The sequence below is a fragment of the Bifidobacterium apri genome (genome assembly GCF_009299485.1).
Taxonomy (GTDB): Bacteria; Actinomycetota; Actinomycetes; order Actinomycetales; family Bifidobacteriaceae; genus Bifidobacterium; species Bifidobacterium apri.
Window position 1 is genome coordinate 235,147 of sequence record NZ_WBSO01000003.1, and the last position, 12,522, is coordinate 247,668.

Annotated in this window: 10 protein-coding genes; 7 read left to right on the forward strand and 3 right to left on the reverse strand. The window is 58.7% G+C overall.

Annotated elements, in window-relative coordinates; genetic code table 11:
• The first annotated feature begins 144 nt into the window (after window positions 1-144).
• From rbfA to ribF, 3 genes are all read left to right on the forward strand, one after another.
• Complete coding sequence (gene rbfA, locus DSM100238_RS03605) at window positions 145-762, forward strand: 30S ribosome-binding factor RbfA (RefSeq protein WP_152355343.1); 618 nt, start codon at window positions 145-147, stop codon at window positions 760-762.
• A complete protein-coding gene (gene truB, locus DSM100238_RS03610; RefSeq protein WP_152355344.1) occupies window positions 755-1,759 on the forward strand; it encodes a tRNA pseudouridine(55) synthase TruB in 1,005 nt (334 codons plus the stop codon). Before rbfA ends, truB begins: the two co-directional genes overlap by 8 nt.
• 68 nt (window positions 1,760-1,827) lie before the next feature.
• A complete protein-coding gene (gene ribF, locus DSM100238_RS03615) occupies window positions 1,828-3,132 on the forward strand; it encodes a bifunctional riboflavin kinase/FMN adenylyltransferase (protein ID WP_152355345.1) in 1,305 nt (434 codons plus the stop codon).
• 140 nt (window positions 3,133-3,272) lie between these two features.
• Here the strand turns inward: ribF and radA are convergent, their stop codons facing one another.
• On the reverse strand, window positions 3,273-4,697 hold the full coding sequence (gene radA, locus DSM100238_RS03620; protein ID WP_152355346.1) for a DNA repair protein RadA: 1,425 nt from the start codon (window positions 4,695-4,697) through the stop codon (window positions 3,273-3,275).
• A 98-nt stretch (window positions 4,698-4,795) separates the two neighbouring features.
• Here radA and DSM100238_RS03625 point away from each other — a divergent pair, with 98 nt between their 5' ends.
• Together DSM100238_RS03625 and DSM100238_RS03630 are read left to right on the forward strand one after the other, a co-directional pair.
• The gene (locus DSM100238_RS03625; protein ID WP_152355347.1) at window positions 4,796-5,434 is read left to right on the forward strand and encodes a hypothetical protein; all 639 of its coding nucleotides are present in this window, start codon (window positions 4,796-4,798) and stop codon (window positions 5,432-5,434) included.
• A gap of 114 nt (window positions 5,435-5,548) precedes the next feature.
• Window positions 5,549-5,638 (forward strand): 30S ribosomal protein bS22, encoded by a 90-nt coding sequence (locus tag DSM100238_RS03630; RefSeq protein ID WP_004268639.1) that lies wholly within the window; start codon window positions 5,549-5,551, stop codon window positions 5,636-5,638.
• A 298-nt stretch (window positions 5,639-5,936) separates the two neighbouring features.
• Here the strand turns inward: DSM100238_RS03630 and DSM100238_RS03635 are convergent, their stop codons facing one another.
• The gene (locus tag DSM100238_RS03635) at window positions 5,937-7,238 is read right to left on the reverse strand and encodes an O-acetylhomoserine aminocarboxypropyltransferase/cysteine synthase family protein (RefSeq protein WP_205730676.1); all 1,302 of its coding nucleotides are present in this window, start codon (window positions 7,236-7,238) and stop codon (window positions 5,937-5,939) included.
• 208 nt (window positions 7,239-7,446) lie between these two features.
• Window positions 7,447-8,145: a ribose-5-phosphate isomerase RpiA gene (gene rpiA, locus DSM100238_RS03640; protein ID WP_152355348.1), complete on the reverse strand. Its 699-nt coding sequence runs from the start codon at window positions 8,143-8,145 to the stop codon at window positions 7,447-7,449.
• A 657-nt stretch (window positions 8,146-8,802) separates the two neighbouring features.
• On the opposite strand from rpiA, the gene DSM100238_RS03645 reads away from it, so the two are divergent.
• A complete protein-coding gene (locus DSM100238_RS03645; protein WP_205730677.1) occupies window positions 8,803-10,557 on the forward strand; it encodes an ABC transporter substrate-binding protein in 1,755 nt (584 codons plus the stop codon).
• Between the two features lie 77 nt (window positions 10,558-10,634).
• On the forward strand, window positions 10,635-12,521 hold the full coding sequence (locus tag DSM100238_RS03650) for a dipeptide ABC transporter ATP-binding protein (protein WP_152355349.1): 1,887 nt from the start codon (window positions 10,635-10,637) through the stop codon (window positions 12,519-12,521).
• Window position 12,522 lies beyond the last annotated feature (1 nt).

Here is a 12,522-nt window from a genome sequence, read left to right on the forward strand (position 1 = left end):
CGGAGACCCGGATACCTCATACCGCTTCCGGTTACGCCCACAGCCAGCAGACGCGGAACAGCGGCAGGGCTGTGCGAATATCGAATCAGCAGACGTACAGGGCATGTTTGATGAAAGACAGCCCACCCCAAGAAAGGAACACCATTGGCAGGGACGAATCCACGGGCGGCGCGCATCGCGGCGCTCATCCAGCGTGTGGTCGCATCGGCGTTGGAACGCCAGCTGCACGACGAGCGGCTCCACAACGTAACCATCACCGATGTGCGGGTCACCAACGACCTGCAGATCGCCACCATCTATTGGACCCAGCTTGGCCATGACGGCAAGGAGCGGGGCGAACGCAAGCGCGCCCAGCAGGCGTTGAACCAGGCGAAAGGACGCTTGCGCACGTTGGTCGGCCATAAGGCCGGGCTGCGCCTGACCCCGGAACTCAAATTCAAGTTCGACGAGGTGCCGGGAGAGGCGACAGAAATCGAAGATATTCTGGTGGCCGCCCGCCGTCGTGACGAAGAACTCGCCAAAAGCCGTGAACATGCCCAGTATGCCGGCGAAGCGGATCCGTACAAGCATCCTGAAGAGCGGGAGAACCGCTGGGCGGAGGATGACGAATATGACGAGTACGAAGACGAGTATGACGACGACACCGAAATCGACGATGCCGACGGCAACGCTGCGGACGCCCCTGCTGATACTGCCGATACCGCCGATACCGCCGACGACACCGACGCCGAAACTGGGCTGACAGGCGGGCAGGATGCCTGACGGTCTCGTCGTCATCGACAAGCCGCAAGGCGTCACCAGCCATGACGTCGTCGCCGCAGTCCGATCAGTGCTCCACTGCAAGCGCGTCGGACATGCCGGCACACTCGACCCGATGGCCACCGGCGTGCTGGTTGTCGGGTTCGGGCACGCCACCCGGCTGCTCAACTACATCGTCGATCACCATAAAACCTACGAGGCGACCATCAGGCTCGGAGCGCGCACCACCACCGAGGACGCCGAAGGCGAGCTCATCGTCTGGCCACAGCAGGACCGAGATCGCGTGCGCGCACAAGTCGCCGCGCTGACCCGCCAGACCGTCGAGCACGCCATCGGTACCCGTCTGACGGGCGAAATCAGCCAGGTTCCCAGTGCGTATTCAGCGGTGAAAATCAACGGCAAACACGCGTACGATTTGGCGCGCGAAGGCCAAGAAGTCGTGCTCACAGCCCGCAACGTGACCATTGACAGCTTCGACGTGCTTGACATACATGAGCCTGACACCCACGAAGGCACGCGGGATATCGATGTCCGTGTCACCTGCTCGGCGGGGACATATATTCGAGCGCTCGCCCGCGATTTGGGGGATATGCTCGGGGTCGGAGGCTACCTCACCCGGTTGCGCCGCACACAGGTCGGCGCCTTCAGCATCGAAAACCCTCACGTGCTTGCCGCACGTTGCGAGGAACGCACGTTCACCACGCGTGACGGACGGCAGGAAACCCGCATGAGGGCACGGCTGGACGCCACGAAGGAACAATTGCTGGACGCCGCCATGACTATGGGGCAGGCGGCGCGGATGACCATGCCCGTCGTGGACGTCAGCGACCGTCAGGCTCAGGATCTGCGTTACGGTCGCAGCATCGACATCAGCGTGGACACCGCCACCGCAGCCATCGCGCATCCGGCAGACGGCGGCGAAGACGTGGTAGCCATCATCATCCCAGACAACACCATGCCGGCACAATCACGCCCGACTGTGGTATTCCCAGCCGCCTGACCTTTTGCTAGAGTAGACGCGACAATCCAAGATCATCCAAGAGTTTCGGAAGCGACAAGAGGAACAGCATGAACATCACCAATCTGGTCCCTGACGACAACGGTCTGGTCAATTGGCCAACCCTGAGCGTCAACCGTAAATCCGTCGTAACGGTCGGATCGTTCGACGGCATGCACCAGGGGCATCGTGCGGTGATCGGAAGAACCGTCGAACTGGCCAAACGCAACAACGCATTCTCCGTGGTCATCCTGTTCAATCCGCGGCCGAGCATCGTCCACCAGTATGCGAAAACCCATCAGGGACAGCAGGCGCCGGCGGATATCGCGGACCCAGAACAGTTGATGAGCATTGACCAGCGGCTGCGTGTCATGGACGAACTCGGTGTGGACCACGTGCTGCTCGTGCAGTACACGCTTGCGTTCGCCGCGAAATCCTTCCGCTTCTTCCTCGGCCAACTCGTCGGCAAACTCGGCATGCGCACCCTCGTGCTGGGACAGGACGCGCATATGGGGGCCGGGCGTACCGGTGATGTCAAAGCCATCGAGAACCTGGCGCTCGCCACCGGTGTGTTCGAACTCGATATCGTGGACGACCGCGGGCCGGGATACACGCGTATCCCGAAGGACGTCTCCTATACCATGCCGCAGGAGCCCGGGGAACCGAACGATCCGACCGCCGGCATGACCAAGGCGCAGTTGCGGGCATGGAGCAAACGTCATCAAGCTCAACAGGCACGGGTGTGGAGTTCTTCCAACGTGCGGTACCTGCTGTCGCAAGGCCGCATCAAGGACGCGGACGCCATCTTGGGTGCGCCGCATGCCATTGAAGGCACGGTTGTCCACGGCGAACAGCGCGGCCGTGGGATCGGCTTCCCTACGGCGAACCTTGGCGCGCCGATCGACGGGTATCTGCCGGTCGATGGCGTGTATGCAGGCTGGCTGGTCGATCTGGGCGAGCCGGACCATGATGACGCTGACGGCTCGGCAACGCCAGAAGAGACCAACCAAGCCGACACCGGGACGACGAACGGCACTGGGACGACAAACAGCGCTTCGGCTGTCGCCAGCATTCCGCAGCCGCTGGATCTTGCGCCGGTTCGTTCCCGTCTCGCCCCGCACTCGCCGTGGCGGTGGCCGGCAGCCATATCCATCGGCACCAAACCCACATTTGAAACCGAAAACGGCGAACCGGAGCGGGTCGTCGAAGCCTACGCGGTGACCGACGATTGGCTCGACTTGTATGGGCATCGTGTCCGCATCGAATTCACCGGTTTTCTGCGGCCGCAAATCAAATTCGATTCCGTTGACGCGCTGAAAGCCGAGCTTGCAGCCAACGCCAAGCAAGCGGAAGAAGCCGCACGGAACGCACACTGACAATCGGCACGAAGCCGGCGTGGAATCCGCGTGAACATGGACTCACCATCGGCGCGAGCAACAATGGCACCGGGCAACGCAAGCCGTTGAAGGCACCCAGGCGCCACGGCATGAGCGCCGCAGACAGGGTTGTATTGCGCTCAACGACTCTTACGAAGACCGAGCGCATCCAGCGCGTCGCGCAGCGACGTCACTTCGACCAGCTCCATGCCATGGGGCGTGGCGTCTGAACGCCGTTTGCCTGAACGGGTCGCCGGCACCACCGCACGCGTGAACCCGAGCCGTGCCGCCTCGCTCAACCGGTGAGCGAGCTGAGGAACAGGCCGAACCTGTCCCGTCAACGAAATCTCGCCGACCGCACAGGTGGTGCGCGCAATCGGCGTGCCGGTGGCGGCGCTCGCCAATGCCGCGACAATCGCCAGATCGCAAGCCGGCTCTTTCGCCGACGCGCCCGCAATCGTCGAGACATAGACGTCGTTCGCGAGCAGATTCACTTTGCCATGCCGGTACAGGACCGCGGTGAGCATCGCCAAGCGGTTTCCATCCACGCCATTGACCGCACGACGCGGGGTAGGCAACACGGATTTGGTGACCAGCGCCTGCACCTCGATGGGCAGGCTACGATGCCCGTCGAGGGTGAACGTCACACATGTGCCGTCCACCGCCTCTTGCGAGGCCGACAGGAACAGCCCGGAAGGGTCGGCTACCTCTTCGATGCCTTCGCCGCTCATATCGAAGCAGCCGACTTCGTCAGTGGGGCCGAAACGGTTTTTCACCGCGTGCAACAAGCGCAGGGCGGTCTGCGTATCGCCTTCGAACTGGCAGACCACATCGACGAGATGCTCAAGTGTGCGCGGGCCGGCGATCGAACCGTCTTTGGTGACATGCCCGACCAGCAGAATCGGGATATCAAGGGTTTTCGCGGTATCGATCAGCGCACTGGCGACTTCACGCACCTGCGTGGACCCGCCGGAGATGCCATCGACATCCTGGGAGATGATGGTTTGCGCGGAATCGACGATGGCCAGACATGGATGCTCTTGGGCGATAAGCCCTAGTACCGTAGCCAGATCTGTGGTGGACGCGAGCAGCAGGTTATCCTGCACCGCGTCGATGCGAGAGGCGCGCATACGCACTTGCGCCTGCGATTCCTCACCGGATAAGTACAATACGGTGCGGCCCGGGTTCGTGCGGGCCACATTGCCCGCCGTCTCCAGCAGGAGCGTGGATTTGCCGATCCCCGGCTCGCCGGCGACCAGAACGACGGAACCGGGGACGATGCCGCCGCCGAGTACGCGGTCGAATTCGCCGAAACCGGTGGGGATGCGGGTGACGCTTTCTGTGCCGACTTCGCTGATCGGCTTGACTGTGCCCTCGCCTACAACGGTTTGCGCCTGGGTGCGCGAAGTGCGTCCGGGGGCGGCGGTGCGGGACCTTGCGGCCGGCCGTGCCTCATGGAATTCGCTTACCGTTCCCCATTGGCCGCATTCGGGGCAGCGCCCGTACCATTTGGGGCCGTTCCAGCCGCATTCACTGCACACAAACTGCGTTGTAGTCTTTGCCATAGTGCCGAAGCTAGCGAACTTTCACGACATTGCGCGGCGGGCTCAACGCGCATTCGCGGTGCCGGCATGCGTCATGCCGCTGTGCGAGAATAAACCGTATGGCGAACACTCAACAATCCTCATCCCACGGCAAGCTCACTGCGGTGATCGCAGTGGCGGCGGTGGTTATTGTACTGGCGCTGCTGTCGGCATTCATTTGGCCCGGCTGGGCGCTGAACAAGACGACGACACCGACGAGTGCGCCGACGAGCAGTTCGACGTCGAACGGCAAGAAGTCCGCGGCGGCGAAGGCCCCGTCGACTCCGACTATTTCCGCGAAGCCGTTGCCCACGGACGCGACGAGCCTGCTGAAGGCCATGCCGGACAGCGTGGTCAACTACGCGCGTACCGACGCCAACCCGAGCGCGAACTGGACATCCGCGTCGCCGTTGGAAGAATACACGATGACGTATTCCACCGGGGATGACACAAAGAACATCGCGCTGATCACCGCGCAATGGTCCAGTGCGGATGACGCGAAAAAGCAGTATCAGGCGCTGACGGCATCGCTGACCGGTGACGAGATCGCATCCGGCAACGTGAAAGTCAGCGGCAAAACCACAGGCAGTTATGTGATCCGCAAGGATGCGTCCGACAGCAAGAAAGCGGTCGCTGTCTGGATCAACGATACCGCGGTGTTCCAAGCGAACGGTCCGAGTGACGCGGTGACGACTTTCTGCCAGAAATTCCCGCTGTGACGATGCCGGAGCGCGTTTTCGCGTGCGCTGTCGGAATGTCGTTATCCAAAGTCGCTGAATACGTGTAGTATTAGGCGAGTTGCAATCTTTCGGTAATAAGAATGGAGGCTTCAGATGGGTTCCGTCATCAAGAAGCGCCGCAAGCGGATGAGCAAGAAGAAGCACCGCAAACTGCTGCGTAAGACTCGTCACCAGCGCAAGTAGTTGCACCGGTGAAGCCTCGCGCGCAACATGCGAGTAGCTCACAGCTCAGGCCCCTCTTCGGAGGGGCTTTTTCTTTGCCTTGCCGGAGCGGCTGCCCTGAACTGGTGACATCCGGACGCAGATTCGGCGTAACCGATTGGCAAGAGGACGCATAGGCATGTTGTATATGTCCGGGCATACGCAACCTGATTTGGTGACCGCACGCCGAGAAAGAAAACCGCGAACGGGCGGGGTCACCATCCGTTCGCGGTTCGGCTATTCGCGTTATTACTGCGCAGAAAACCATGCGCGCGGGATGTCAGAGCACCGCGTCCATAGCCTGCTTGAGGTCGGCGATGATATCATCGGCGTTTTCAAGACCGCAGCTCAGGCGCACGAGGTCGATGCCGACACCCGCCTCCTTGAGCTGCTCCTCGGTGAGCTGACGGTGCGTGGTGCCAGCAGGGTACAGGATGCACGAGCGCGAATCCGCCACATGCGTGGCGATGGACACGAGCTGCAGATGATCGAGGAACGCGGAGACCTTCTCACGGCCGCCCGGCACGCCGAAAGCAATGACGCCGCAGGTGCCGTTTGGCATGTATTTGCGTGCGAGCTGGTAGTATTTGTCGGTTTCGAGACCCGGATGGTTGACCCACGAGATGCGCGGATCTTCATCCAGGAACTTCGCCACCCGGTAGCCGTTCTCGCAATGCCGCTGCATACGCAATCCGAGATCTTCGAGATTCTGGCCGAGCACCCATGAGTTGAACGGCGAAGGAATGGATCCGAAATCGCGCATCAGCTGAGCCACGCACTTGGTGATGAACGCGCCGCCATTGCCGAACTCCTTGGCGTAGGTCACGCCGTGGTAGGACTCGTCAGGGGTGGTCAGACCGGGGAACTTGTCGGCATGGGCCATCCAATCGAAGTTGCCGGAATCCACAATGGCGCCGCCCACGCACGAGCCGTGGCCGTCCATGTATTTGGTGGTCGAATGCGTCACGATATCGACACCGTACTCGAATGGGCGGCAGTTGACAGGGGTCGGGAAGGTGTTGTCGACAATCAGCGGAACACCATGGTTGTGCGCGGCTGCGGCGAACTTGTCGAAGTCAAGCACCATCAGCGAGGGGTTGGCGATGGATTCGCCGAATACGGCCTTCGTGTTGGGCTGGAACGCGGCGTCGAGCTCCTCGGGCGTGCAATTCGGGTGCACGAAGGTGCAGTTGATGCCCATGCGGCGCATGGTCACATTGATGAGGTTGTAGGTGCCGCCGTAGATGGCGTTCGAGGCGACGATATGGTCGCCGGCGGAGCAGATGTTGAACAGCGCGAAGAAGTTCGCCGCCTGGCCGGAGCTGGTGAGGATGGCCGCAGTGCCGCCCTCGAGTTCGCAGATTTTCTTGGCTACGACATCGTTCGTGGGATTGGACAGACGAGTGTAGAAGTAACCGGATTCAGACAGGTCGAACAGCCGTGACATCTGTTCGCTGCTCGTGTATTTGAATGTGGTGGATTGAACGATCGGTGGTGTGCGAGGCTCGCCGTTCTTCGGCTGCCAGCCGCCCTGCACACAGATGGTGTCAATGGATTGGGATTCGTCCGTCATGTCGGTCATGGGGTTGCCTTTCTGCAATAGGGCATCGAGTTGGAATGCGTCAACGCACCATATACAGTGTATCCCCAGCTTATCTACCGACTCTCTTATGTCTCATGTGTGGCGATGTTCGCGCGACTTCGATGATAACGGCCTTATGCGTGGCGGATTCCACGCATAAGGCCGGGGCTGTCGTGGCGATATCACAGATCGCCGCAATGGGTCAGGGTTACTTGTTCGGGTTGATCAGGGTGCGGGGGCCTGCCGGGTCGCCGACGATGACCTGGTCGACCATGTTGAGGAACAGGCCGTGTTCCACCACGCCCACGGTGTGGATGAGGTCCTCTGCCAGCTCCTGCGGGTGGTCGATGCGCTCCAGGTGCAGGTCTACGACGTAATCGTTCTCGTCAGTGAGCACCGGCTTGCCTGCGGCGTCGAGGCGCAGCGTCGGCTTGTAGCCCTTCGCCTCGAACTTGCGGATCACCTGGCCGTTGCCGAAGGGGATGACCTCAACCGGCAGCGGGAACTTGCCGATGGTGTCGACGACCTTGGACTGGTCGACGATCCACACGACCTTGTTGGAATTGATCGCCACGATTTTCTCCCACAGGAGAGCCGCGCCGCCGCCCTTGATGCCGTTGAAGTTCTTGTCGACCTCATCGGCGCCGTCGATGGTGATATCGATGTGATCGACGTCGTCGATGTTGACGATCTTGATGCCATAGCCTTCAGCCTGCTCCTGCGTGCGGCGAGAAGTCGTGACGCCCGTGAACTTGAGACCTTCCTCCTGCACGCGGCGGCCAAGCTCGTCCACGAGGAAACGCACGGTCGAACCGGTGCCGAGACCGGCGATCATGCCGTCCTGGATGAGCTTCGCGGCTTCGATGCCGGCCGCTTTCTTCAATGCGTCTTGCTGTGCCTTGTCCATAATGCTCCTTTGAGCTCGCTGTATGACAGACGCCGTGACAGACGGCATGCGGGAGCGCCCGCATCAGCCTGCCACGATGTCGCTTCGCCTCGCATATGCGCCGAAGCCTGCTTCTATAGTATCGATGCGGCGGTATTTCACGGTGGATGATGCGATGAAGTCAAAGAATGAAGGATTGTTCGACCATCTACACCGGTTGGTCTGGTCTTGTGGGTGTTTGGATCTGACGAATACGGATTGAATGCCGCAGAGGCCAGATGGTGTACCGCGGTATACGCATGATGAGTAGAATGCGGATGGAGCATGGATATTTCGGAGTTGATTGTCTCCGGGGAAATCGCCATTGTTGCATGCATGATTATCGAAGTGGCACAAGGTATCCTGTGCGTTGAACAACATCGATGATGATAGCAGTGTTCAAGTTTCGTTGTTGTAATCCATCGGTCACAGTTCTACTTCATTCTAGACTGCGGTTCATTGCATCGTTACGTTGGTGCAAACAGAACTGCGAAATCGTTTTCTTAGATAGTTAGTGCCACCGCTTCTGAACGATGTGATGGCATCTGCGAAATGCTGGTGCAGGCTCTGCGCTTCGCAGGTGATTCCCGGTCAGGGATATCTCGGTGATGAGTATTCGCCGAATAGAGAGGATGTGCAATGAACAGGAAAAATATTATCAGCATGATTGCGGTGATTGCCATCTCGGCCATCGCATGTAGCGGTTGCGGTAGCGGATCCACTGCCAGCTCGTCAGGTGGTTCGACAAGCGGAGGCACCATCAAACTGGTCGGCACCGACGATATCGATCATCTTGATCCAACCGGTAGTTCACTGGTTAGCACGTATACGTTCCAACGTGCAATCAGCCGCCAGCTCATCAGTTACAAAGCTAGCAACGATGCGAAAGAGCAGATTGATCCGCAGCCCGATTTGGCGGCGTCCCTGCCGACAGTGTCAGCCGACGGCTTGACATATACGTTCAAGCTGCGCAAGAACGTCATGTGGAGCACCAAAAAAGCTCGCGCGATCACTTCAAAAGACGTTGCGAACGGATTCAAGCGGGTATGCAATCCGTTGCTACCGGCTTCTACGGCTTCGTATTTCAACGTCATCGAAGGCATGGAGGAGTTCTGCGCTGCATATGATACGAAGAATCCAACGGCGCAGAACATCAAGGAACATATTCTCAATGACAGTGTCTCCGGCATTTCAACACCGGATGATTCAACCATTGTGTTCAAACTCAAGGAGAAAGCCTCTGATTTCATCTACATGGTGTCACTGTCCAATGTCTCCCCGGTGGCGGAAGAATCCTTGGATTACACGCCTGACAGCCCAGAATATCGAGCGAACTACATCTCATCCGGGCCGTACACCGTCGATGAGTACAAAGCGGACGGCCATTTGTACCTGAAGAGGAATCCAAATTGGAAGCGATCCTCGGATCCGCTGCGCGCGGCGAATGCTGACCGAATAGAAATCACCTTCGGTGTGAGTACTGATAGTGCTGTCCAGCAGGTCTCCAACGGTGATGCCGATGGATTATGGGCGATGAGTGTGCCGGCGGCACAATGGACAACCTTGCAAGCGACCAACGGAGACGATATGACGACATTTGCTCAAGGCGGCACGCATTATCTCGCCTTCAATATGCTGACCAGCAATAATGATGGGGCGCTGAAGAAGACGGCAGTGCGGCAGGCGTTGCAATATGCAGTGGACAAGGCGGCTCTGGTGCAGAAGCTCGGCGGCAAATCGCTTGCTGAAGCGGCAATCGGAATTTTCGGTCGAGGCGTTGTCGGATTCGACGAAAACGATGACCCATACAAGACGGATGGGAATAAGGGAGACTCGGCAAAGGCGAAGAGTTTGCTTGCAAAAGCTGGCGCATCCAATTTGACGCTCAAACTGGCATATCGCTCAGATGCAGGCTCAGAGGCTGCTATCGCGCAGATCATTCAGCAGGATATGGAAAAGGCTGGAGTAACTATCGAGCTTGTCCCAGTGCCCTCGTCCGACTTCTATGCCAGCTTCATGACCACTCCCGATAACACGAAGAATGGCAAGTGGGACCTGGCGCTCTGTGGATGGAACCCGGATTGGGTCGGCGGGGCCGCCCGTTCGGTATTCCAGCCCCAGTTCACCTATGATGGCACCGCCCAAGTGTATAACTACAGCAATTACAACAATGACAAGGCCAATGAGCTGGCCAAACAGGCGCTCACCAGCACGGATTCGACCAAGGCCGCACAACTGTGGAGCAAGGTCAACGATGCAGTGATGGCTGATCCGCCGGTGCTGCCGCTGTACTCTGTGGACGCGACGCTGATTCATAGTAGCGCGATAAAGAACGCCTCAATCTTTGCCCTGTCTGCAACTTACGACTGGACCAACGTCTCGGTCGAACGCTGATGCTGCTGTGGCGCCCGTCGTGTGCGGGCGCCACAACGGTTATTCCATGATGATTCGTTCGATAAAGGAGCTATGACATGTCAATTCTCCAAGTGGATGATGTCAGTGTGGATTTGCCCACGGAAGACGGTGTGATTCATGCTGTGCAGCACGTTTCGTTTTCGGTTGAGCGGGGGGAGGTCTTCGGTATTGTCGGCGAATCAGGATCGGGCAAAAGCGTGCTTACCCAGGCGATCACCGGTCTGTTGCCGGGGGCTGAGATATCGGGGTCAGTGATGTTCGACGGGCATGACCTGCTGTCTGCATCTGCCAATGAGCTGAGAAATCTACGTGGGCGGAAGATCGGCATGATCTTTCAAGATCCGTTGTCCAGCCTGCACCCGTATTTCACTATCGGTTCGCAGATCGTTGAGGTGATTACCGCCCATGAACCTCATACGCCACGTGCACAGGCGCGGCAACGTGCCATCGAAATGCTGGAAATGGTCGGCATAAAACATGCCGAGCGCCGGTTCAATGATTATCCTCACCAGTTCTCTGGTGGTATGCGACAGCGTGTGATGATCGCTATGGCTTTGGTCCTTAAGCCGGAGATTATCATCGCCGATGAACCTACCACAGCGTTGGATGTGACAATCCAGAAGCAGGTGCTCAATGTGCTCAAGGACATGTCGGGCAAATTGGGAACCACCGTCATTATGATTTCGCATGATTTGACCTTGCTTGGGTCATTTGCTGATCGTGCCATGGTCATGTATGCCGGGCATCAGCTGGAAACCGGACCGGTCTCGGCATTGTTCTCACGGCCTGCGCACCCCTATACCTTGGGATTGCTGAATTCGTCTCCTGATGCTGCTGATAATCATCAGCGTCTGACCCCGATTGAGGGGCGAATGCCGAGCCTGCTTGATATCCCTACAGGATGTGTATTCGCGCCCCGGTGTCCTAATGCGAAAGAGCGCTGCTTCGCTCGGACGCCGCCAAGGGTGACATTCAGCGATGGCGTCAGTATGAGTTGCTGGCTGAAAACTGATCCAGTTGCTCCGCCAGCGAAAGCCGAGGTTGATGCCTTTGTCGTCGAACGTGCCAAGGATCGCGCTCAAGCACAAGCAAACGGGCTTGATGATGGTCAATGGCCGGCAGACAACGCGATGCCGGTTGTGATAGTCAAGGATTTGCACCTGGTGTATGGCGCAGGCAAGCGCAGCGCTGTGGAAGTCCTCAAAGGTGTTGATTTGACGGTCAACCGCGGTGATTCCATCGGTCTGGTAGGGGAGTCTGGCTGTGGCAAGACATCTCTTGCAAGGGTGATAGCCGGATTGATTCCTGCGACTAGTGGCACGGTCACACTGCTCGGCAAGGACAATGCGACGGTGAGCAAAAGCGAATGGCGTCGACAACGTCGTCAGGTGCAATTAGTGTTCCAAGACCCATATGGGTCGCTCAATCCGCGGCGCCGCGTAGGTTCGATCATCGGCGAACCGTTGCACATCCAGCATCATTGGGGCGCCGCCCAAGTGAAGCAACGGGTCAGCGAACTCATGGAACTGGTGGGGTTGAATCCCGAACATTACAATCGGTACCCCGGCGAATTCTCCGGTGGACAGCGGCAACGCATCGGCATTGCACGGGCATTGGCATTGGACCCGGAGCTCATCATCTTTGATGAGCCTGTTTCCGCTCTGGATGTTTCCATCCAAGCTCAAATACTCAATTTGATTCAGGATTTGCAGCAGGCGTTTGGATACACCTACCTATTCATTTCTCATGATCTTGCTGTGGTCCGGCATGTGTGCAATCGCGTAGCGGTGATAAGGAACGGAAAGATCGTGGAACGCGGCGACGTCGAACGCGTATACAGCAATCCACAAGCCGAATTCACGAAGCGCCTGTTGGAGGCCTCCGTGCACGAGATCCCGCCAGAAACCCCGGCGACTGAGTCGCGCGTGATGCTGAGGAGTTGAT